This is a genomic window from Streptomyces sp. SAI-127 (assembly GCF_029894425.1).
Classification (GTDB): domain Bacteria; phylum Actinomycetota; class Actinomycetes; order Streptomycetales; family Streptomycetaceae; genus Streptomyces.
On record NZ_JARXYJ010000001.1, the window covers coordinates 1,468,840 to 1,490,416 of the forward strand.

16 protein-coding genes are annotated in these 21,577 nt (G+C 70.8%); 9 read left to right on the forward strand and 7 right to left on the reverse strand.

Going from position 1 to position 21,577, the window contains the following annotated elements; all coding sequences use genetic code 11:
* Window positions 1-156 precede the first annotated feature (156 nt).
* The 4 genes from M2157_RS07005 to M2157_RS07020 all read left to right on the forward strand — a co-directional run bounded on the left by M2157_RS07005 (window position 157) and on the right by M2157_RS07020 (window position 5,609).
* Window positions 157-2,343 (forward strand): RICIN domain-containing protein, encoded by a 2,187-nt coding sequence (locus M2157_RS07005; RefSeq protein ID WP_280864758.1) that lies wholly within the window; start codon window positions 157-159, stop codon window positions 2,341-2,343.
* A gap of 211 nt (window positions 2,344-2,554) precedes the next feature.
* Window positions 2,555-2,911 carry a hypothetical protein gene (locus tag M2157_RS07010; RefSeq protein ID WP_280864759.1) on the forward strand — a complete coding sequence of 119 codons (357 nt, stop codon included), beginning with the start codon at window positions 2,555-2,557 and terminating at the stop codon, window positions 2,909-2,911.
* A 5-nt stretch (window positions 2,912-2,916) separates the two neighbouring features.
* Entirely contained in the window at window positions 2,917-3,945 is a 1,029-nt protein-coding gene (locus M2157_RS07015; RefSeq protein ID WP_280864760.1) for a hypothetical protein, read from the forward strand.
* Window positions 3,942-5,609: a hypothetical protein gene (locus M2157_RS07020; protein WP_280864761.1), complete on the forward strand. Its 1,668-nt coding sequence runs from the start codon at window positions 3,942-3,944 to the stop codon at window positions 5,607-5,609. Before M2157_RS07015 ends, M2157_RS07020 begins: the two co-directional genes overlap by 4 nt.
* On the opposite strand, the gene M2157_RS07025 is transcribed toward M2157_RS07020, so the two are convergent.
* Window positions 5,593-7,389, reverse strand: coding sequence for an APC family permease (locus M2157_RS07025; RefSeq protein WP_280864762.1), 1,797 nt, complete (start codon window positions 7,387-7,389; stop codon window positions 5,593-5,595). The genes M2157_RS07020 and M2157_RS07025 overlap by 17 nt on opposite strands.
* A gap of 191 nt (window positions 7,390-7,580) precedes the next feature.
* Window positions 7,581-10,541: a GH59 galactosidase gene (locus tag M2157_RS07030; protein ID WP_280864763.1), complete on the reverse strand. Its 2,961-nt coding sequence runs from the start codon at window positions 10,539-10,541 to the stop codon at window positions 7,581-7,583.
* Between the two features lie 167 nt (window positions 10,542-10,708).
* Between M2157_RS07030 and M2157_RS07035 the strand changes: the two genes are divergently transcribed.
* Window positions 10,709-12,526, forward strand: coding sequence for an ABC transporter ATP-binding protein (locus M2157_RS07035; RefSeq protein WP_280860927.1), 1,818 nt, complete (start codon window positions 10,709-10,711; stop codon window positions 12,524-12,526).
* A gap of 250 nt (window positions 12,527-12,776) precedes the next feature.
* Here the strand turns inward: M2157_RS07035 and M2157_RS07040 are convergent, their stop codons facing one another.
* Window positions 12,777-13,742, reverse strand: coding sequence for a pirin family protein (locus M2157_RS07040; protein WP_280860928.1), 966 nt, complete (start codon window positions 13,740-13,742; stop codon window positions 12,777-12,779).
* Window positions 13,743-13,833: 91 nt separating this feature from the next.
* On the opposite strand from M2157_RS07040, the gene M2157_RS07045 reads away from it, so the two are divergent.
* Window positions 13,834-14,316 carry a MarR family transcriptional regulator gene (locus M2157_RS07045; protein ID WP_280860930.1) on the forward strand — a complete coding sequence of 161 codons (483 nt, stop codon included), beginning with the start codon at window positions 13,834-13,836 and terminating at the stop codon, window positions 14,314-14,316.
* Window positions 14,313-14,759, forward strand: coding sequence for a MarR family transcriptional regulator (locus M2157_RS07050; RefSeq protein ID WP_280864764.1), 447 nt, complete (start codon window positions 14,313-14,315; stop codon window positions 14,757-14,759). Before M2157_RS07045 ends, M2157_RS07050 begins: the two co-directional genes overlap by 4 nt.
* Before the next feature lie 18 nt (window positions 14,760-14,777).
* Here M2157_RS07050 and M2157_RS07055 read toward each other — a convergent pair whose 3' ends face one another.
* Window positions 14,778-16,175, reverse strand: coding sequence for a PepSY-associated TM helix domain-containing protein (locus M2157_RS07055; protein WP_280864765.1), 1,398 nt, complete (start codon window positions 16,173-16,175; stop codon window positions 14,778-14,780).
* A gap of 136 nt (window positions 16,176-16,311) precedes the next feature.
* Between M2157_RS07055 and M2157_RS07060 the strand changes: the two genes are divergently transcribed.
* The gene (locus M2157_RS07060; protein ID WP_280864766.1) at window positions 16,312-16,956 is read left to right on the forward strand and encodes a peptide deformylase; all 645 of its coding nucleotides are present in this window, start codon (window positions 16,312-16,314) and stop codon (window positions 16,954-16,956) included.
* On the opposite strand, the gene M2157_RS07065 is transcribed toward M2157_RS07060, so the two are convergent.
* Entirely contained in the window at window positions 16,953-18,392 is a 1,440-nt protein-coding gene (locus tag M2157_RS07065; RefSeq protein WP_280864767.1) for an NAD(P)/FAD-dependent oxidoreductase, read from the reverse strand. The two genes, M2157_RS07060 and M2157_RS07065, sit on opposite strands and share 4 nt — an antisense overlap.
* Window positions 18,393-18,536: 144 nt before the next feature.
* On the opposite strand from M2157_RS07065, the gene trxA reads away from it, so the two are divergent.
* Window positions 18,537-18,923, forward strand: coding sequence for a thioredoxin (gene trxA / locus M2157_RS07070; RefSeq protein WP_280864768.1), 387 nt, complete (start codon window positions 18,537-18,539; stop codon window positions 18,921-18,923).
* 3 nt (window positions 18,924-18,926) lie between these two features.
* Here the strand turns inward: trxA and M2157_RS07075 are convergent, their stop codons facing one another.
* Window positions 18,927-20,363: a benzaldehyde dehydrogenase gene (locus M2157_RS07075; RefSeq protein ID WP_280864769.1), complete on the reverse strand. Its 1,437-nt coding sequence runs from the start codon at window positions 20,361-20,363 to the stop codon at window positions 18,927-18,929.
* 30 nt (window positions 20,364-20,393) lie between these two features.
* Window positions 20,394-21,572, reverse strand: coding sequence for a 4-hydroxybenzoate 3-monooxygenase (locus M2157_RS07080; protein WP_280864770.1), 1,179 nt, complete (start codon window positions 21,570-21,572; stop codon window positions 20,394-20,396).
* Window positions 21,573-21,577 lie beyond the last annotated feature (5 nt).

Sequence of the window (21,577 nt, forward strand, 5' to 3'; positions counted from 1 at the left end):
GCGCCCATGACCTCTGAGCGCGGCGGGTGACCGATGAGGCCAACCTCCTTCCCTCAAACCTTACTTCATCTCTTGACGTAAGTGGTCCATACCTTTAGGTTCACGGGTCAGCCAGACACCTCGCGACACCCTCACCCCCCACGAAGGGCTCTGCGCATGCACACCCTCACGCGCCTCCGCAGATCCGGCGCCGTCACCCTCGTCACGGTGGCCGCCGCGTCTGTCCTGACCTCCCTCTCCACGCCTGCCGATGCCGCCACAGCGCTGCCCACCGGGTTTTCTACTGTCATGAACGCGGCAAGCGGACGCTGTCTGGACGCCAGGTCGGCCGGCACCTCCAACGGAACCGTCGTCCAGCAGTACGCGTGCAACAGCACCACGGCCCAGCAGTGGAGCTTCACCGCCACGAGCGACGGCTACGTCCGCATCGACAACCGCAACAGCACCGGCCAGGTCGTGGACGTGGCCGACGTCTCCACCGCCGACAACGCTCCTGTCCACCTCTGGACCTACGGCGGTGGCGCCAACCAGCAGTGGCTGCCCGTCCACGAGGGCGGCGGCGCCTACCACTTCGTCAACCGCAACAGCGGCAAGTGCCTGGACGATCCGGGTGCCTCCACCGCCGACAGCGTGCAGTTCGTGCAGTACACGTGCAACGGCAGCGCGGCCCAGCGCTTCCAGGTGGTCCCGGTGGCCCAGTCGGCCACCGACCCGGACCTGGGGCCCAACGTGGTCGTCTTCGACCCGTCGATGCCGTCCTCGACGATCCAGTCGCGGCTGAACTCGATCTTCCAGCAGCAGGAGACCAACCAGTTCGGCGCCCAGCGCTACGCCGTCCTGTTCAAGCCCGGCTCCTACAGCGCGGACGTCAACGTCGGCTTCTACACCCAGGTCGCGGGGCTCGGTCTGAGCCCGGACTCGGTCACGGTCAACGGCGCCGTGCACGCCGAGGCCGACTGGTTCCAGGGCAACGCGACGCAGAACTTCTGGCGCGGGGCCGAGAACCTGTCCGTCAACCCCACGAACGGCAGCGACCGTTGGGCGGTATCGCAGGCGGCGGCGTACCGCCGGATGCACCTGCGCGGCAACCTCGCCCTCGACGACAACGGCTGGTCCAGCGGCGGCCTGCTCGCGGACACGAAGATCGACGGACAGGTCGACTCCGGCAGCCAGCAACAGTGGCTGACCCGCAACTCCCAGCTCGGCAGCTGGACCGGCGCCAACTGGAACATGGTCTTCGTCGGCAGCCAGGGCGTCCCGGGCACCAGCTTCCCCAACCCGCCCCACACCACCGTCGCGCAGTCCCCGGTCAGCCGGGAGAAGCCCTTCCTCTACGTCGACGGCGACGGCGCCTACAAGGTGTTCGTGCCGTCCGTGCGGTCCAACTCCACCGGCACCAGCTGGGCGAACGGCTCCCCGTCCGGCAGCTCCCTGGCCCTGGACACCTTCTACGTCGTGAAGCCGGGCGCGAGTGCCGCGGACATCAACGCGGCGCTGGCAGCGGGCAAGAACCTCCTGGTCACCCCCGGCGTGTACCACCTGAACCAGACGCTCCAGGTGAACCGCGCCGACACCGTCGTACTCGGCCTCGGTCTCGCCACGTTCGTCCCGGACAACGGCGTCACCGCGATGAAGGTGGCCGACGTCGACGGCGTGAAGGTCGCGGGCGTCCTCTTCGACGCGGGCACCACCAACTCGCCCACCCTGATGGAGGTCGGGCCGACCGGCTCCGCCGCCTCCCACGCCGCGAACCCGACCTCCCTGCACGACGTGTACTTCCGCGTCGGCGGCGCGGGCGTCGGCAAGGCGACCACCAGCCTCGTGATCAACAGCGACAACGTCATCGGCGACCACATGTGGATCTGGCGCGCCGACCACGGCAGTGGCGTCGGCTGGACCAGCAACACCGCGGACACGGGCCTGATCGTCAACGGCGACAACGTCACGGCGTACGGCCTGTTCGTCGAGCACTACCAGAAGTACCAGACCGTCTGGAACGGCAACGGCGGCCGCACGTACTTCTACCAGAACGAGATGCCGTACGACCCGCCCAACCAGGCGGCCTGGACGAACGGCTCCACGCAGGGCTACGCCGCCTACAAGGTCGCCGACTCGGTCACCAGCCACCAGGCCTACGGCCTCGGCAGTTACTGCTACTTCAACGTGAACCCGGGCGTGGTCGCGGAACGGGCCATCGAGGCGCCCGACACCGCGGGCGTGCGCTTCCAGAGCATGGTGACGGTCTCCCTCGGCGGCACCGGCACCATCCGGCACGTCGTCAACGGCACCGGTGGCCCGTCCAACTCCTCGACCAACGTGGCCAATCTGACCAGCTACCCGTAGAGCTCCGTCCTTCTGCCGCCCCTCCGCCCGTCCCGGCCGGCGATCACGGAAACCGGCGCACAACCGCCCGCTTCCCCTCCGCCGTTGTGGGCGATCGCGGGCGAGGAGGTACTGACCCTGTAACGAGCGTCAACGCGCCCTCGCACAGCAGGCGTTCGGCCTGGCAGAGTGGGTGGGTACGCCGCGCGGCGGCGGGGGAGGCACGGGAGACATGACGGCGACGATCTCCGTGAAGGTCGAGGGACCGGTCGGGCTGGACGAGCCGGAGCAGCTCCTGGAGGAGCTGGGACGGGAGACAGGGCTGACCTGGCGGCTGGAGACGGCCGGGCAGGACGGCACCCTCGACGGCGGTCTCGCCGCCATCATGCTGGAGGCCGTGCTCGGCGGCGCCGTCGGCGCCGCGGTGCAGGTCGCCGTGCAGCGGGCGATCGAGAACTGGCGGGGCCGCAGGCTCGATCCACCACCCGTCACCATCATCGTCGTCCAGCCCCCGCAGGCCCCGCCGCCCGCCCAGGACCCGCAGCCCGCGCCGCGCACCGACGGCCTCACCACCCCCGAGGGGAGCTGACCGGCATGGCCTCCCGGGCGCTGGTGATCGGGGTCGGTGCATACGACGACGAATCCGGCATACAGGGCTATCCGACGATCGAGGCGAGCGCCCGTGCCTACGGGGAAGCGCTGGCCCGGGACCCGCGCTGGGGCGCCGCCGACCGGTCCCCGGTGCTGGAGCGGGACGAGGTGCGGACGGCCGACGGCGTGATGCGCGCCCTCCACGAGGCGGCCGCGGCCGGCGAGGGGCCGGAGGACACCCTGCTCGTGGTGTACGTCGGGCACGGCGCCTACTGGCAGGACGTCCCCGGCGGCCAGGTCCACTTCGCCGTCGGCTCCTCGCGCAGCAGCGAACCCTGGACATGGCTGTCCGCCTGGTACGTGTACCGGGCGATCAGGAAGAGCAAGGCCGGCCTCAAAGTGCTGATAGCGGACTGCTGTTACTCCAGCATGCTGCCCCACCTGGGACCCGAGTCCGCCCTGCCGGGCGCTCTCGGCACCCGCTTCAACGGCACCTGCGTCCTCACCGCGGTCGGCGGCAGCGTGCACAACGCGTGGGCCGGCGCCTGTCAGAACCTGCCGCACCCCCTCGACACCTGCACGCCCTTCAGTGGCCATCTGCTGAACGTGCTCGGGCAGGGCATGCCCGAGCACCCCGAGGACCTCACCCTCGGCGCGCTCCGCGCCGGTATCGACGAGGGGATGCAGGAGTGCGGCGTCCACCACGCGCCGCGGATGCTGCTGAACGACGCCTCGGAGGCGGCCCCGCTGTTCACCAACCACGCCAAGGGCCGCCGGCCCCGGACCCGCGCCCTGGGCACGGTGGACGAATGGGTGCGCGAGCTGCTCCTCAACGGCGAGCGCAACCTGCCCGATCTGATGCGCCGGCCCGACCTCGCGGGCCGCGTGGTGGTACGGCTGAAGGCCGGGGACGAGCAGAGCCGCGACCTGGCCCGCCGCGTGGACCGGAAAGCCGGCGAACTGCTGCCCGACCCCGCCGACTTCGTCAGGTACTGGGGTGAGGTCGAACCCGCGATGCTGGGCGGCGGATGACCGGCGCCGACAGCGCCGCGGGGGACCGCCGCACGGATCACCTCTTCCAGCCGGACCTGGCCGAGTCGCTCAACGAGGCGTACGCCTGGGTCGCGCGGGTCGAGGTCAGGCACTTCATGGAAATCCTGGACAGGATGCGCAAGGAGCATCGCGAGGCGATGGCCATGCGCGCCCTGTACGCCTTCGCGCTGCGCCGCCCGGTCGACGAACTGGTCAAGCTCGCGCACCACTTCGACGCACGGGACGGCGTCATGCTGATGGCGACGGCCGCCCTGTCACGGCCCGTCGGGGAGGCCGCCGAGCTGGCCGTGATGCAGCAGGAGGCGGAGTCCGGCAGCGAGCGCGCCCCGATCACCGCGAGCATCGTGCACGACGTGGCCTGCCAGCGCACGGCCTTCGACGTTGCGGTGTTCGTGCGGGTCGTGGACGAGCGGCGGTCCGACCTCGCGGAGCGCACCGTGCAGGTGTTCGCGGGCCCCGGCTCCGGCCGCACCAACCTCGACAAGGCGTTGCTGTACACCGCGCTCCGCGACGAGGGCTGCGACCGTGAGGCCGACCGGCTGCTGGAACTGACCTTGCGGGCGATCGCCGACAGCGAGCCGGACGCCGGGCCGGGCGATGAGGGCGAGGAGATCGCCGACCTGTCGGGCGCGTTCCAGCACCTCAGCCCGGTCGGACGGGTCCTGGAGCGCTGGATCGAGGAGAGACTGAAGGCCTCGGACGCGACCCAGGTGGAGATGACGCGGCGACTGGTGGCGAAGCTGATCGCCCGGCGCGGGGCCGGTCACGACGCCCTCGCCGAGCACATCGGCCGCACCACGCGGCCCCGGCACGTGGTGAAGCTCTGCGCGCTGCTGGCGAAGGAGGAGGACTCACCCGGCAAGTGTGCCCTGGTACGGCACTACGCGGCCGGGCACACGAACGTCCAGGAACTCGCCGCGCTCGTGTCGTACTGGCACAAGGAGCCGGCCCTGACCCGCACCACCCGGGAGCTGCTGGCCGACATCGTGGCGGGCTCCGCCACCCCAAGCTCCGCGCCCCGCCCCCTCGACGACCTGAAACACCTGGACGAGTGGCTGCCGGAGAAGGACGCGGCTCCCGAGTGCTCCCGGCTGCTGCGCCATGTCGCCGCCGTGGGCGTCGAGGGGCGCTCCGGCACCGAACTGGTGGCCCTGCTGGACAACGTAGAGCGCAGCCGTGACCGGACCCGGGCCGCGGACGAGGCGGGACGCCGACTGGCCCTGGCCGTCATGGAACCGCACGCGAACCGGAACTGGTTCGTGGAGTGCCTGAGCGCACTGCGGACCCGGCACTCGGTCGCGGTGGACGCGGCCTGCCGCGAACTCTCGGACCCTTCCACCCGGTTGACGGTCGACGCCGCCCTGGTCGCCGATGTCGCGGCCCGTCTGCACCGCGCCGAGCTGCGCGACGAGGCCTGGACCTTGCTCGAACGGTTCCTGGAGAACGAGCAGTTGGTGACTCCGGCCGCCGTCGTCGAGGTCGTGGGCGGAGTGCTGGCACTGCCGCTGCCGGACGCCGAGCTGCTGCTGCGGGCCACGGTGGGCCGCTGGTCGGACGTGGGCCACCGCGATGACGCGGTGGCCGAACTGCGGGCGGCCGGGCAGCACGAGGCGGCGGAGTGGGTCATCAAGTCGCTGCGGTGACGGGCACTTCCTGAGGTTCACGGCGGGGCACGGGCAGCGTGGGCGGCACTCTGTCCATGTAGCGGCGGCAGGCCCGGACCAGCAGCGGGAAGACGACAGCCGCCGACAGGGCCACGATCAGCTGCGGCACCAGGGCCAGATCGTCGCTCAGGACGTGCCGCAGCAGTGTGCACGACACGATGACCGCCAGATGCGCGAGGAACAGCAGCACCGGTCGTACCGCAGGGTCCCCGGGGGTGGCGAAGCGAGAGACGTGGTCCCGGGCGTCGTAGCGCCTGAAGAGGCCCCCTATGAAGGGAAGATCGCGTCTCGCCAGCCAGGGGAGCCCGAGCAGCAGCGCCGAGCCGATCCCCACGGCGGCCATGCCCCGCCACACGTTGGGCCACCCCGCCTCCAGCATCACGACGGCGATCGCGACGAACGCGGTGGCGGAGAGCGCCAGGTGCACCATCCGGCGCGTCCTCCCGAACTCCGGCAGCTTCAGCGCCACCAGGACGACGCCCGGCGTGGCGTACACGACCAGCGTCGGTACGCTGTTGAGGGCGACCAGCTCCTCCCAGTTGCCCCGCACCACGACGAGCATCGCCAGCCCTATCGTGAAGTTGACCAGCAGGATCATCCAGTACGCGTCGATCTCGCCGCCCCGGAACCGGAACGACGCCCGGCGCGCCGTCTGCAGCCCGCGATGGGTGAGGTGGGCACGGCTGAGGGCCGCGACCTCGCGGGTCAGGGCGTGGGTGAAGACGATTCCGGACCCCATCGGGGACAGCACCGCGTTCACCCGGATCAGCCAGGCCAGCCAGGTCATCGTCGCCGCCGCGGCGAACTGGGAGTACGGCGATTCGAGCATGTTCCCGGTGAGCCCCTGGCAGTGTCTGCCGAACACGTACTGCAGCGCCGTGTACAGCAGGAACGCGCCGACGAGAGTGCCGTACACCGCCCAGCGCAGCCGCGCCGCCTCGCCCATGCCGCGCCGTTTGACGTTGCCGGCGAAGTCGAGCGGCGCCTGGAAGCCGATGTACGCGTAGATGACGGCGCCGCCCAGCACCACGTACAGCGGCGACAGGTGCCCGGCCTGGCTCTGCAGGTGCTCGGCGGTTCCCGAGCGCCCGCTGAGGTACCAGACCTGTTCCGGCTCGCAGCTCTTGGCGGCGTCGAACGCGGCGAACCCCAGACAGACGATGATCAGCACCGGGACCAGGACCTTCACCATGGTGATGAAGAGGTTCAGCCTGATCAGCCGGCGCGGCGGCAGCAGGTTGAGCCCGACGATCAGCGCCATGAACACCACGGCCCACAGGACGCCGGTCATCGAGAAGTCGTAGGCGTGTTCCATGCTCTGCGGGGTGGGCTCGGCGACGTTCCTCAGCACCTCGCCGTTCCGCAGCAACGACGGGAACCAGTACGCCAGTCCGTGGACCATGGCCACTGCCTCGCTCGCCGGATTCACCGCGTACACGATCCACAGCCCGGCGGCCACGACCGTGGCCACCAGTGGGCCCGCGGCCTGCAGGGGGAGGAAGATCAGGCCGCCCGTCTTGGGGACGGCGATGCCCAGTTCGACCATCACGGCGGCTATCAGCAGCATCAGCGCGCCGCCGGCCGCCCAGGCCCACACGGCGTTGTCACCTACCGCCCAGTGGGCTTTACCGGCTGCCAGAAGCCACCCGGACCCCACGACACCGCCGGCGGCGAGCCCCACCAGATCCAGTGTGGACAGCCGACGGCGTTCGTCGGCGTCCTCCAACGAGCCCGACCGTGCCGAGCCCCGGTCGCCCATCCACCCCAACTCGTCCCCCTCCCCCGGAGTTACCGCAGACCAGGTTATCTTCGGGAGCGACGCGGGAGGCTGTGGACGGCAGGTGAGGAACCGGTACTGAATCGATGCCGGGACGACGTCTTCGCGGGTTCCCGATCGCTGCCCTTGGCCGGCGGGTCCGCCCGAGGGGGCGGGCCCGCCGGCGGTGCCGGTCAGGGCTCCGTGCGGACCAGCCTGTCGTAGGCGTCGACGAGCCTGTTCGCGAGCTGGCCGACGCCGAGGGCGTCGAGGCCCTTCTGCCCGCGCACCGCTGCCCTGGCGGCCGTGCGTGCGGTGGCGAAGTCGGCCCAGGAGTCGGCCGTGTAGTCGCTCCGGTCCGGGGGGCCCACCGCGTCCAGGGCGGTCCTGAGCGGTGTCGTGTCGACCGGCCCGTCCACGTCGCCGGAGAGTGCGGTGAAGGCGTCGAGCACGATCTTCCCGGACTTGAGGGTGAACGTCGCCGTGTGTCTGCCGTCGGGCAGGCCGCGGAGTGAGTACGTCGCCTGACGCTTGTCGGTCGCGGTGGTCTTCGCGTTCCGGGCGACGGACCGGCCGTCCACGAGGACGTCGAGGACAGCGCTTCCGTCGTTGCCGCCGATGACGTCGATGCCCGTGCCGCGGAACGGGACGGTGACGGTCGCTCCCGCGGTGGCGCCGGTCGACGTCGAGCGGTACCAGTTCATCGCGTCGCCGAGGGAGGCGTTCCGGCTCCAGGTGCCGTCGTAGGAGACCGAGCTGTCCATGTTGTCGGTCAGCGTGGCGGCGTACGGGGTGTATCCGGCGACCTTCTCGACCTTCAGGTTGTCGAACGCGGTCGTGTGGAAGTCGGTGCCGAGCTTGACGCGGCCCTCGGCCACCGGCGTCGGGTCCTGGTAGGTGGCGACGGCCTGGCCGTCGACGTACGCGGTGACGGTCGCGCCCTTGGCCTCGACGGCGAGGCGGTAGTCGTCGGCCGCGGCGACCGTCCCGGTCCTGAGCGCCGTGCCGTACCTGGAGAAGGTCCAGCTCCCGTTCGGGCCGATCCCGACGCTGTACGCGGCGTCGGTCGCGGCCATGCCCTTCTGCTGGCGTACGCCCAGGGTGGCGAGGCCGCCGGCCGGGTCCGGGAAGGAGACGTCGACCGAGGCCCGGTAGTTCTCCCAACGGAAGTCGCCGACCGTGGTGTTGGGGGTGTTCCGGTTCCAGGCGCCGGTGTCCTTCATGGACTGGTCCAGGTACTGGTACAGCACGTTGTCGCCGCTCGGGTCCTTGCCGACCTCCCACGCGCCGGTCTGGTCGACCAGGTAACGGGGCTGGTTGCCACGGGAGGTGAGGTACGACTGGGAGACCTTGCGGGCCCCGTTGTCCGTGCCGACCCGGACCCGGCCCTCCTCCTGGTACCCGAAGTCGTCGGCGTACAGGACGGTGTCGTGGGTGTCGTGCTTCTTGCCGGTCGCGTCGGTGTCGAGGACCGTGCGGGCGGCGGTCCCGGGAAGCCGCTGCTTCGTCGCCTTGTCGGAGCTGCGGTCGAGGGTGGTGAACGTGACGATCGAGCGCGGCTGGACGGTGTAGGTGTAGTAGCCGTCGCTGTCGGGCCGGATCTGGGCGGCCAGATGCTTGAAGTTGGCGTCGTAGGCCTGGCCGGGGTCCGCCGCGCGGGTCTCCCAGACCTCCATGGTGGGATCGCCGCCCAGGGCCATGTTCTCGGCCTTGATGCGGTAACTCTTCGTCCGGTCGCTGTCGTTGACGGCGCTCGTCGAGAAGTCCTTCTTCGCCGGGTCGGCGAGCGTCATGTAACTGGGGGCGCCGTTCGAGCCGTCGACGTTCTCGGTGCCGCTGACGCCGCTGTAGCTGGCCTCGGGCACGGTGCGCCAGATGCCGGCCGTGTTGGTGTCGTTCTCCCAGCCGGTCTTCGCGAACTGGGTGAAGTGCTGCATCACATAGACGGCGGCATCGTAGTGGATGCTCCCCGACCACGGGTCACGGGCGCTGACCAGCTCCTTGTGGCTGTACTGCGCGCCCTCGTAGAAGGCCCCGATCGCCGGCTGGAAGATGTAGTGCGTCCGCTTGGAGTTGGCGTAGCTCTTCACGGAGCGGTTGGCGAGGTCCAGGGCGCTCTGCACACCGCCGATGCCCGTACTCGCGCCGCCCGGCCCCTCGGTGTTGGAGACCCGGTAGTCCGTCCAGCCGAAGGAGCCGACGCCCTCGCTGTACCAGACCTCCTTGTCCTGACCGTAGGTGTTGTCGCCGGTCGCCAGCTTCGTGTACGGCCGGTACGTGGCGCTGTCGGACGTGCCGTCGAGCCGGTCGTCGGTGGTGTAGTGGTAGCCCACCGCGTCGACCATGCCGAAGAGCTCGGTGTCCGTGAGCATCGCCGGGCCGATGTTCTTCGTGGTGTTCTCGTCCGAGGCGACGATCTTGATGTCGTGGTAGGCCTTCGCGGCCGACTTCTGCTGACGATCCGTCAGGCCATAGCGCGAATCGCTGAATTGGGTGTCGTTCGCCAGCGCGCTCTTGTACCACTTGATGAACGAGATGTCCGGCTTCTGGGTCTCGTTGGTGTCCGGATTCACGTAGTCGACCATGTACCCGTACTTCTGGTACGCGTCGAGGATCGTCTCCTTGTACCAGCGGTACATCTCGTCGGTGCCGGTGCCCTTGTTCCACTCGGTCTGCACCCACTGGGGCATGACCCAGCGCAGGATCGACACCTTGAGCTCCGGGTTGACCGTCTTCGCGTCGGCGGCGAGCTGGAAGCCCGGGGAGCGGGACGCGTCGGCGAGTTCGTCGCGGGTGCGCATGGTCGCGGGATCGGAGCCGGTGGAGGTGTTGGTGTCCGAACCCATCTCGATCTTGACGTGGTTGATCAAGGGGCTCTTCCCACCGAACAGGACCCTGACGAGCTGCCAGTACCGTTCGGGGTGCTCCGCCTTGTAGTCCATCAGCAGATTGCTCGTGCTGTTGCAGCTGAGCAGGCCGAGGCCCTTGTAGGTCAGGCCGTTCACGTTGTCCGCGCGTACGTCGTTCCCGTCGACCACGATCTGCACGGGATCGTCCGCCGAGTGGGCGGCGGGCGCCGCGGTCACCCCTGCCGCCAGTGCCATGGTGGTCGCCGCGGCGAGCGACGCCCAGCCGAATCTTCGCTGCATACCCATTCGGGGGACCGTAGGCGGCAAGCGCTTTCTACGTCAATCCCCTTGCGTCACTTGAGATTTGTCCGTCCCCGTGGGCGTGACCTGCCGAAAAACGCGTGGACCGCGCAGGTGCCGTCGCGGGACACTGCCGAACTCGGAACGCTACTCCCCATACACACAGGGTTAGGATGCAGACGCCTGAGCTAGAGAAAATCACGCCGCGCCGGGGCGCGGTACTCCTCGCACTCCGTTACTACGGACGGGAGTTGGCCCGGCTCCGCCGGCTGACGATTCCCGCCATGGTGCTGTTCGCGCTGGGCGGCATCGGCCTCAACTACATCGCCCCGCTGATCGTCGCCAGGCTCGCCGGCGACATCGCCGACGGCGCCGAACTGACCGCCGGGTCGGCACTGCCGTACGTCCTGGGTTTCGCCGGTGTCCTGCTGCTCGCGGAAGCGCTGTGGCGGGTCGCCCTGCACTGCATGAACCGTCTCGACGCCCTCGGCATCGAGCACCTGTACGTGATCGGAATGGACGAACTGTTCGCCAAGGACGCCACGTTCTTCCACGACAACTTCGCCGGTTCCCTCACCAAGCGCGTCCTGAGCTTCGCCACCCGTTTCGAGCCGTTCGTCGACACCCTGGCGTTCCAGGTCGTGGGCAACGTCGTACCGCTGCTGTTCGGCTCGGTGGTGCTGTGGCGCTACGAACCGCTGCTCGTCGTCGGCCTGTTGACGATGATCGCGGTGACCGCGCTGTGCGCTGCACCCCTCATCCGGCGCCGCCAGGCACTGGTCGCCGAGCGCGAGGCGGCGGTCGCGCGGGTCTCCGGACACGTCGCCGACAGCCTGATGAACATGGACACCGTCCGGGCGTTCGGCGCCGAGGCACGCGAGGCCGCCGAACACCGCTCCCGCGTCGCGACCTCACGCCGGCTCATGCTCCGGTCGTGGGACTACGGCAACCTGCGCATCGACACCTTCGTCGCGCCGATGTCCGTGCTGACCAACGCGCTGGGCCTGCTCCTCGCGGTCACCCTCGGCGGCGGCAGCCACGGTGTGGAGGCGGTCGTGGTCGCCTTCACCTACTACTCCAACGCGACCCGGATCATGTTCGAGTTCAACCAGATCTACCGTCGCCTGGAGAGCTCGATGACGGAGGCCGCGCAGTTCACCGAACTGCTGCTGACCCCGCCGACCGTGCTCGACCCGCCCTCGCCCGAGCCGTTGCTGCCCGGGGCCGCCGATGTCCGCTTCGAGCGGGTGAACTTCGCCCACGCGGGCGCCGAGCCGCTCTTCGAGGGGCTCGACCTGGTCGTGCCCGGCGGGACGAAGGTCGGGCTCGTCGGCCGGTCCGGCGGCGGCAAGACCACACTCGCCCGGCTGCTGCTGCGGATGCAGGACATCGACGGCGGTCGGATCCTGGTCGGCGGACAGGACATCAGCAGACTGCGCCAGACCGACCTGCGCGGTCTGATGGCCTATGTGCCGCAGGACCCGGCGATGTTCCACCGCACCCTGCGGGACAACATCGCCTTCGCCCGGCCCGACGCCACCGAGGCCGAGATCCGCCGCGCGGCCGAGGCGGCACACGTCACGGAGTTCGCCGACGCGCTGCCGGAGGGCTTCGACACCCTGGTGGGCGAGCGCGGCGTCAAACTGTCCGGCGGACAGCGCCAGCGTGTCGCCCTGGCGCGGGCGATCCTGCGGGACGCGCCGATCCTGCTGCTCGACGAGGCCACCAGCGCCCTGGACTCGGAGAGCGAGATCCTGGTCCAGGAGGCGCTGTGGCGGCTCATGGAGGGGCGGACGGCGCTCGTGGTGGCGCACCGGCTGAGCACGGTCGCGGGCATGGACCAGCTCGTCGTCCTCGACCGGGGACGGATCGTCGAACAGGGCAGTCACCAGGAACTGCTCGCGCTGGACGGCCCGTACGCCAAGCTGTGGCACCACCAGTCGGGCGGCTTCCTCGAGGACGACGACCCCGTGGAGGTCGAGTTGCGGTGAACGGGGTTCGTCACAGGGGTGCAGGGGAGGACGCACCCGGGATCAGCAGACGGGGGGTGCCCGTGCCGTTCGCGGGCACGCCCCACAGGTCGGTACGGGACAACACCCGCTTCGTTAAGGCCACTCGGGTTCCGTCGGGGGAGAGCGAAGGGCACTCCACGTTCTCGATCAGCGTGGTCACCCTCCGGCGGGAGAGTTTGCTCTGGCCGCGACAGCCGGCCGCACCCCGGCCATCGAACAGCCGCGGGGGTCAGCGCACCCTCCCCCGCGGCTTCAGCGGCAGCGGCGGCAGCTCCGGAGCGGGCAGCGGAGCTCCGTCGTAGCCCTTCACCTCACCGAAACGGGACCCTGTCATCCAGTCCTGCCGCGCCTGTTCGATCTCTTCCTGGGACCGCCCGATCCAGTTCCAGAACATGACGAGCTCCTCCTCGAACGGCTCGCCGCCCAGGAGCATCAGGCCCGCGTCCGACTCGGCGCGCAGCGGGAGTTCGGTGCGGCCGCAGCCGAGGTAGAGCATCGAACCGGGCAGGAGCGGCACCCCGTCCACATGGGCCTCGCCGGACATGGACAGAACGGCGTACTCGAAGTCCGGCACCAGTGGCAGGCGTACGTCCGCGCCACGGGCGAGGGCCAGGTCGGCGCCGACGATGGGGGTGTACGCCGTTCCGGGTGAGCGTGCGCCGTCGAGGTCGCCCAGGATGAGCGTGGCCGTCAGACCGGGTGCCGTGATCTGCGGCAGCTCGGCGTGGTGCTCGAAGCGCGGGTCGGTGTGGCGATGGCCGTCCGGCAGGGCGACCCAGAGCTGGGCGCCGTGCAGGAAGCGGGCGTGGGACTTCGGGCTCTCCTCGGAGTGGCTGATCGCGCGGCCGGAGGTCATCAGGCCCAGCTCACGGGGGCGGATGGTCTGGAGGCTGCCGGTGGAGTCGCGGTGCAGCACTTCGCCCTCGTGCAGCCAGCTCACCGTCTGCAGGCCCATGTGCGGGTGCGGGGGCACCTGCATGCCCGGCTCGTCGGCGATGTCGTCGGGGCCGTAGTGATCGACGAAACACCAGGCGCCGACCATGCGGCGGCCCAGGTTGGGAAGAAGCCGGCGTACCTCGCCGGCCTCGCCGAGCTTGACGCGCCGAGGGCTGAGGAGTTCGCGCACGGGTTCCGCCACCACGAAGCCGCGGCCGCCGCACAGGGCGGGAACCGCCTCGCGATCAAGATTGCTCATGACGCCCAACCTAGACCCGTGAGGCGATTCCCGTCAGGGACCTGTGGGGAAATAGTAGCCATGGACATAGTAGCCATGTACTGTATCGGGCATGAGTACGGCATCCGAAGGCGCGACGCCCGGTTTCCTGGTCTGGCGACTGTCGATGAAGTGGCGGGTCGCGGTCGACCGCGCGGTGGCGCCGCTCGGCCTGACCCACGCCCAGTACTCGCTGGTGGCGTCGCTGTACGGCATGCAGCGCGGCGGTGAACGCCCGAGCCAGCGACGCCTCGCCGACCGGACCGGCCTCGAACCGCTCTACGTCTCCAAGCTGGCGCGCTCCCTGGAGAGCGCCGGGCTCCTGGAACGCACCCGGGACCCCCGCGACCCGCGCGCGGTGCAACTGGCGCTGACCGAGGAGGGCCGCGAGCGGACCCTGCGGGCCATCAAGGTCGTCCAGGGGCTCCTGGAGCAACTGCTGGCACCGCTCGGAGGCCTGGACAGCGCGCGCACGCGGGGGTTCAAGCGCGAGCTGGCGGCCCTGCTCGACGCACCTCTCGACCCGACGAACGAGACCCTGGAGGAGCAGTCATGACCACCACCACTCCCGTCCTCAACCCCCGCGTGATAGCCCTGGCCCACTACGCCGCCCGTGCACTCCTCGAGAACGTCCTGGCCCGCCACGGCGCGACCTTCCAGCAGTCCGTCACCCTGCGGCTCGCCGCCGTCGCCGAGGGCCCGGTCGAGCGTGACCGCATCGTCGAGGACCTCGTCGGCGCGCTCAAGATCGACGCGGCGGAGGCGCACTCCGTGGTCGACGAGCTGATCTCCGCGGGACTGCTGGCTCCCCATGAGCGGTCCCAGGTGCGGATCACGGACACCGGACGGAAGCTGTTCGAGACCACCTCCGCCGAGACCGCCCCCATCACCGCCCGGGTCTACGCCGGCATCCCCGCGGACGACCTCGCGGTCGCCGGCCGCGTACTGAGCCTCATCACGGAGCGGGCCGACGAGGAGCTCGCCGCCCTGAGCAAGTAGCGGGACGGCGCGTACGTCTCAGGTCGCCGCCTCGCCCTTCTTGCCCCGCCGGTGGGCGACCTCGCCGAGGATCACGTCGGCGACGATGAAGCCGGCCAGCGGAATGCCGAGCAGCGGCACGAAGTAGCCGAGGACGGCGACGACCACCACAGCCGGCACCAGGAGCTGCGGCGGGACCTGCTGCCAGGCGCCGCGCGGGATCGGCCGGCCGAAGGCGGAGCCACGGCCGCGCTGCCACCACATGCGGTAGCCCCACACGATCAGCAGGACCAGCGACAGCGCCAGGAGCATCAGGGCGATCTGGTTGACCAGCCCGAACAGGACGCCGGTGTGCAGATCGATGCCCCAGCGGGTCAGCTTGGCGAGCAGCGGGTGGTCGGCGAACCGCAGCACGTCGGTGACCTCGCCGCTGGTCGGGTCGACGGCGACCGCGTCCTGCTTCTCGGGCCAGCTGCGCTGCACCTGCCGTACGACATAGGCCGACGACTCGTCGGCGGGCGGGACGATCTCGACGGGGTCGCCGAGCCCTTCGGCACGGGCGGCGGCCAGCACCTTGTCGAGGCCGACGCCGTGCTCGGCGGCACCCGCCGAGGCGGACGCGCCGTGGCCCGAGTGGTCGCCGCCCGCGGCCGCGGAGACCGAGGGCGTGGACTGGCCCAGTGAGGTGCGGAGTTCATCGATGTTGGCGCCGGCGTACGTCGACCAGGTCAGCCCGGTCGCCGACAGGAAGATGAAGCCGGCCGCGGCCCAGACGCCGACGCTGGCGTGCAGTCCGAGGGTGCGGCGCCGCCCGCTGGTACCGCGGACCTTGCGCAGGGCGCGGCGGCGGGAGAACCACAGCGCGATGCCGCCGCCCGCGATCACCCACAGCCAGCTGGCGGCGAACTCGCTGTACAGACGGCCGTTCTCGCCGAGGTGGAGGTCGCGGTGGAACTCGTCGATCCAGGTCCGCAGCGGCAGCGCGCCGGTGGAGCCGTACTGCTCGAGCGCGCCGCGGACCTTGCCGGTGTACGGGTCGACGAACACGGCGAGGGTGTGGTTCGGGTCGACTCCCTTCACCCCGGACAGCAGGACCCTGGTCGTCGCGTCGGCCTCGGGGGAAGGCCGTACGGCCGAGACGGTGCCCTCGGGGTGGGCCTCGCGGGCGGCGGCGACCTGAGTGGAGATGGGCAGCCTGGTGTCGCCGACGGCGGCGACGGTCATCTGGTCCCGGTAGACGATCTTCTCGGCCTGGAAGGCGCCGGCGTACAGGAAGCCGGTGACGGCGGCGACGAGGAGGAAGGGCGCGACGAACACGCCGGCGTAGAAGTGCAGACGCAGCACGAGCGGACGCAGCGGGGCCCATCTGCTGGGAACCGGCGCCGGGGCGGCCGGTTTCGGGGCCTCGGCGGTGGTCGTCGAGGGGGCGATGGACATCGGCGGCTTCTCCGAGGGCTGGGGACGGTGACGGTCCAGTAGTCGGAGGAAGGGGGCATCGAGTTCCCGGCACTTGAAGTGACCCGCATCACACGGGAAGCACCCGGCTCGCCCGGTGCCGTGGCATCCTGGCGCGATGGCAACTCCGAGTCATCGCGCGCCCCTTGCCGAGCTGGTCGGCGAACTCCTGGCCACGGACGGTCCGCTGCCGATCGTGGCGGCCGGCGAACCCGTCCTGCGCCGCGCCACCGAGCCGTACGACGGCCAGTTGGACGCCGCGCTCCTGTCCCGTTTCGTCGAGGCCCTGCGTGTCACCATGCACGCGGCGCCGGGCGTGGGCCTGGCCGCCCCGCAGGTGGGGGTGCCGCTGCGCATCGCGGTCGTCGAGGACCCGGCGCCCGTACCGGAGGAGGTGCGGGACGTGCGTGGGCGGGTGCCGCAGCCGTTCCGCGTGCTGGTCAACCCGTCGTACGAGCCGGTCGGCACGGAACGGGCCGCGTTCTTCGAGGGCTGTCTGAGCGTGCCGGGCTGGCAGGCCGTGGTGGCACGGCCCGCCCAGGTCCGGCTGACGTGCGAGGACGAGTACGGCCGCCCGGTCGACGAGGTGTTCAGCGGCTGGCCCGGGCGGATCGTCCAGCACGAGACGGACCATCTCGACGGCATGCTGTACCTCGACCGCGCCGAGTTGCGCTCGCTGTCCTCGAACCAGGCGATGGCCGAGCGGTGGACGCAGCCGACTCCGGAGCAGGCGGCCGCGTCCCTCGGCTTCGAGCTGCCCTAGTTGTCCCGGTAGGCCTCGAGGAGCCGCAGCCACACCTCGCTGATCGTCGGGTACGACGGGACCGCGTGCCACAGCCTGCCGATCGGGACCTGGCCCGCGACCGCGATGGTCGCGGAGTGGATCAGTTCGCCGACGCCGGGGCCGACGAAGGTGACGCCGAGGAGGATCTCGCGCTCCAGGTCGACGACCATGCGGGCGCGGCCGCGGTAGCCGTCGCCGTAGAGGCCGGCGCCCGCCACCGAGGCGAGGTCGTAGTCGACCGCGCGGACCCGGTGGCCCGCCTGTTCGGCCTCCGCCAGGGAGAGGCCCACCGCGGCGGCCTCAGGGTCTGTGAAGACGACCTGGGGTACGGCGTCGTGGTCGGCGGTCGCGGCGTGGGCGCCCCAGGGATCCGCCTGGACCGCGGCCCCGGAGGCGCGGGCGGAGATCGCCGCGCCCGCGATGCGCGCCTGGTACTTGCCCTGGTGGGTGAGGAGCGCGCGGTGATTGACGTCGCCGACGGCGTAGAGCCAGTCGCTGCCGGTCACACGGAGGCTGTCGTCGACCTCCAGCCAGGTGCCGGGCTCCCGGCCGATCGTGTCCAGGCCGATGTCGTCGGTGTGCGGGGCGCGTCCGGTGGCGAAGAGGATCTCGTCCGCCTCGATACGGTCGCCGGTGCCGGTGACGACCACGACCGTGCCGTTCTCGCGGGTGACCGACTCGACCGACGTGCCGGTGCGGACGTTCACGCCCGCTTCGGTGAGCGCCTCGGCGACGAGTTCGCCCGCGAAGGGCTCCATGCGGTTGAGCAGGCCCTTCCCGCGCACGAGCAGCGTGACCTGCGAGCCGAGCGCCTGCCAGGCCGTGGCCATCTCGGTGGCGACCACTCCCCCGCCGACCACGACGAGCCGTCCGGGTGCCGCCTGGGCGCTCGTGGCCTCGCGGCTGGTCCACGGCTTGACCTCGTCGAGGCCCGGCAGGTCCGGCAGGACGGCCCGGGTGCCGGTGCAGACGGCCACGGCGTGCCGGGCGGTCAGCACCTTCCGTACGCCGTCGGGGCCGGTGACCGTGACCGTGCGCTCTCCGGTGAGACGGCCGTGGCCGCGGTGGAGGTCGGCGCCGATGCTCTCCAGCCAGCCGATCTGGCCGTCGTCCTTCCAGTTCGAGGTGAAGTAGTCCCGGCGTGCGAGGACCGCGGCCGTGTCGAGGGATCCCTGCACCGAGGCGCTCAGGCCCGGCAGGCGGCGCGCGTCCGCCTGGGCGATCACCGGCCGCAGCAGGGCCTTGCTGGGCATACAGGCCCAGTAGGAACACTCTCCGCCGACCAGCTCGCTCTCCACGACCGCGGTGGAGAGACCGGCCGCGCGGGTGCGGTCGGCCACGTTCTCCCCCACGGGCCCGGCACCGAGCACCACTACATCGTAGGTACTGGAGGCGATGTTTTCCGTTTCCGTCATGGGCCCAGTCTGGTGGGTGGTGTGCGCTCGGGCCACCAGGGGTACGCGCGCCGCATACCGAGTGGTGACAGCTGTGGAATACCCGGCGCACAGGCCGTGTTGTGCCGACGGCTTCGCTCCGAGACCAGGAAGAGGGATCACGTCATGAGCAGCACCGTGGAGCTCACCAAGGAGAACTTCGACCAGACGGTCACGGACAACGAGTTCGTCCTGATCGACTTCTGGGCGTCGTGGTGCGGCCCGTGCCGCCAGTTCGCGCCGGTCTACGAGAAGGCCGCCGAGGACAACCCCGACCTGGTGTTCGGCAAGGTGGACACCGAGGCGCAGCCGGAGCTGGCCGCGGCCTTCGGTATCCAGTCGATCCCGACGCTGATGATCGTCCGCGACCAGGTCGCGGTGTTCGCCCAGCCGGGCGCGCTGCCCGAATCCGCCCTGACGGACGTCATCGGGCAGGCCCGCAAGCTGGACATGGACGAGGTCCGCAAGTCCGTGGCCGAGCAGCAGGCCCAGGCCGGGCAGAACGGCGAGTAACCCCTAGAAGGGGTAGGTCGCCACGTCCGCGCGTACCGTCGTCCAGCGCACGTCGGTGAAGGCCTCCACATTGGACTCACCGCCGAAGCGGGCGCCGGTGCCGGACGCGGCGATACCGCCGAAGGGCGCGACCGCCTCGTCGTTCACGGTCTGGTCGTTGATGTGCACGATGCCGGTGGGGATCCGCTCCGCCAGGTCGAGACCGCGGGCCGCGTCCCCGGTGACGATGCCGAGCGAGAGGCCGTACGGCCCCGCGGCGGCCAGGGCGGCGGCCTCGTCGACCGTGCTGAAGGACCGTACGGGTGCGACGGGGCCGAACACCTCCTCCGCGTAGGCGGGCGTGCTGTCGTCGAGGCCCGCGAGGACCGTCGGGCGGTAGAAGAGCTTCTCGTGCGTGCCGCCGGCGGCCAGCTTGGCGCCCTGGGCGGTGCTGGCCTCGACCAGGCCGCGCACCTTGGCGAGCTGGTTGTCGTCGATGATCGGGCCCAGGTGGACCTGCTCCCGGTTGGGGTCGCCGACGGCGAGGGAGTCGGCCTTGGCGGCCAGACGCTCGACGTACTCCTCGTACAGCGAGTCGTGGACGAGGTGGCGGCCGGTCGTCATGCAGATCTGGCCCTGGTGGAAGAAGGATCCCCAGGCCGCCGTGGAGATGACGGCCTCGATGTCGGCGTCCTCCAGGACGATCAGCGCGGAGTTGCCGCCGAGTTCCAGGTGGGCGCGCTTGAGGTGTCGTCCCGCCGCCTCGCCCACCGCGCGGCCCGCCGCGGTCGATCCGGTGAAGGAGATGACGGGGACACGCGGGTCGGCGACCAGGGCCTGGCCGACGTCGGGGCCGCCGGGCAGGACATGGAACAGCCCCTCGGGCAGCCCGGCCTCGGCGAAGACGGCGGCGAGCGAGAGGCCGCCGCAGACCGCGGTGCGCGGGTCCGGCTTCAGGATCACCGCGTTTCCCAGCGCCAGGGCCGGGGCGACGGAGCGGATCGAGAGGATCAGCGGGGCGTTGAAGGGCGCGATCACGCCCACGACACCGACCGGGACCCGGCGCGTGTAGGACAGGCGGGGCGCCTCACTGGGCAGGACCTGGCCCGCGGGGCGGGAGGCGAGCGCGGCGGCCTCGTAGCACTCCTGGGCGGCGACGTGCAGTTCGAAGTCGGCCTTGCCGGGGATGGACCCGGACTCGCGGACGAGCCACTCGCGCAGTTCGTCGGCGTGGGCGGAGAACAGGTCACCGGCCTTGCGCAGCACCCCGGCCCGCACGAAGTGCGGGAGCCGGGCCCATTCGGTCTGGGCGGCCCGGGCGGCCGCCGCGGAGCGCTCCACGTCCTCCGCGCCGGCGAGGGTGACGGTGGCGAGCGTGTCGCCGGTGGCGGGTTCGGTGACGGCGTACTCAGGTCCCGACAGGGGGTGGGGCTGCCAGCTCTTGGGGTCGAGCAATGACATGACGGCTCTCCGTTCGATCACCGGTGGGACTCACACGGGGAGCGGTAGTCCCGTGTAGTTCGCGGCCAGTTCGGCGGCCGCGTGGCGGGATGCGGTGATGCGGCGCAGCCGTGCGAGCTGCATCCGGCTCTCGAACGCATCCCCATTTGGTTGAGCGTGCAACATCCTAGTCATGTCGTACGAGAACCGCGTGGCCTGCCACACACGAGAAAGACACAACTTTGAATAACTGTCGATCAGTTGCGTCGATCCCGTGCGGTGCAGTTCGGTCAGGGCCCGGGCGAGTACGGACACGTCGGACACGGCGAGGTTGAGGCCCTTGGCCCCGGTCGGCGGCACGATGTGCGCGGCGTCGCCGGCCAGCAGGAGACGGCCGTGCCGCATCGGTTCGTGGACGTAACTGCGCATGGGCGTCACCGCCTTGGCGGTGATGGGGCCGCGTTCCAGTGTCCAGTCGGCGTCGATCGCGAAGCGGGCGGCGAGCTCGTCCCAGATCCGCTCGTGGGACCAGTCCTCGGGATCGGTACCGTTCGGGACCTGGAGGTAGAGCCGGGAGACGGTGGGCGAGCGCATGCTGTGCAGGGCGAAGCCGCGCCCGCCGCGGGCGTAGATCAACTCCTCGCAGGACGGCGGGACGTCGGCGAGGATCCCGAGCCAGGAGTACGGGTAGTCGTGCTCGTAGGTCCGGCTCGTCGCCGCCGGGAAGGCCTCCCGGGAGATGCCGTGGAAGCCGTCGCAGCCCGCGACCCAGTCGCAGGTCAGCGTCTGTTCGCGGCCCTCGTGCAGGAACCGCACGACAGGGGCGTCGCTCTCCGGCTTATCCACCGCCAGAGCCTCCGCCTCGAACAACAGCGGTGGCCCCTCGGCCAGTTGGAGCGCGACGAGATCCTTCACGATCTCGGTCTGGGCGTAGATCGTGACCGTGCGGCCACCGGTGAGGACGGGGAAGTCGATGTGATGCCGCTCCCCCGCGAACCGCAGCTCGATGCCCCGGTGGACCAGTCCCTCGGCCTCCAGGCGCTCGGCGGCGCCGCACGCGCGCAGGGCGTCGACCGTGCCCTGCTCCAGCATCCCGGCACGCTGACGGTGTTCGACGTACTCCCGCGTCCTGCTCTCCAGGACCACGCAGTCGATCCCCGCGCGGTGCAGCATCCGGGCGAGGAGCAGCCCGGCGGGGCCGCCGCCGATGATCCCGACCGTGGTGCGCATGGGCA

Bases quoted from the DNA above. Each gene is read 5' to 3' on its own strand.
- M2157_RS07005 (WP_280864758.1), top strand. From the start codon at position 157: ATGCACACCCTCACGCGCCTCCGCAGATCCGGCGCCGTCACCCTCGTC.
- M2157_RS07010 (WP_280864759.1), top strand. From the start codon at position 2,555: ATGACGGCGACGATCTCCGTGAAGGTCGAGGGACCGGTCGGGCTGGAC.
- M2157_RS07015 (WP_280864760.1), top strand. From the start codon at position 2,917: ATGGCCTCCCGGGCGCTGGTGATCGGGGTCGGTGCATACGACGACGAA.
- M2157_RS07020 (WP_280864761.1), top strand. From the start codon at position 3,942: ATGACCGGCGCCGACAGCGCCGCGGGGGACCGCCGCACGGATCACCTC.
- M2157_RS07025 (WP_280864762.1), bottom strand. From the start codon at position 7,389: ATGGGCGACCGGGGCTCGGCACGGTCGGGCTCGTTGGAGGACGCCGAC.
- M2157_RS07030 (WP_280864763.1), bottom strand. From the start codon at position 10,541: ATGGGTATGCAGCGAAGATTCGGCTGGGCGTCGCTCGCCGCGGCGACC.
- M2157_RS07035 (WP_280860927.1), top strand. From the start codon at position 10,709: ATGCAGACGCCTGAGCTAGAGAAAATCACGCCGCGCCGGGGCGCGGTA.
- M2157_RS07040 (WP_280860928.1), bottom strand. From the start codon at position 13,742: ATGAGCAATCTTGATCGCGAGGCGGTTCCCGCCCTGTGCGGCGGCCGC.
- M2157_RS07045 (WP_280860930.1), top strand. From the start codon at position 13,834: ATGAGTACGGCATCCGAAGGCGCGACGCCCGGTTTCCTGGTCTGGCGA.
- M2157_RS07050 (WP_280864764.1), top strand. From the start codon at position 14,313: ATGACCACCACCACTCCCGTCCTCAACCCCCGCGTGATAGCCCTGGCC.
- M2157_RS07055 (WP_280864765.1), bottom strand. From the start codon at position 16,175: ATGTCCATCGCCCCCTCGACGACCACCGCCGAGGCCCCGAAACCGGCC.
- M2157_RS07060 (WP_280864766.1), top strand. From the start codon at position 16,312: ATGGCAACTCCGAGTCATCGCGCGCCCCTTGCCGAGCTGGTCGGCGAA.
- M2157_RS07065 (WP_280864767.1), bottom strand. From the start codon at position 18,392: ATGACGGAAACGGAAAACATCGCCTCCAGTACCTACGATGTAGTGGTG.
- trxA (WP_280864768.1), top strand. From the start codon at position 18,537: ATGAGCAGCACCGTGGAGCTCACCAAGGAGAACTTCGACCAGACGGTC.
- M2157_RS07075 (WP_280864769.1), bottom strand. From the start codon at position 20,363: ATGTCATTGCTCGACCCCAAGAGCTGGCAGCCCCACCCCCTGTCGGGA.
- M2157_RS07080 (WP_280864770.1), bottom strand. From the start codon at position 21,572: ATGCGCACCACGGTCGGGATCATCGGCGGCGGCCCCGCCGGGCTGCTC.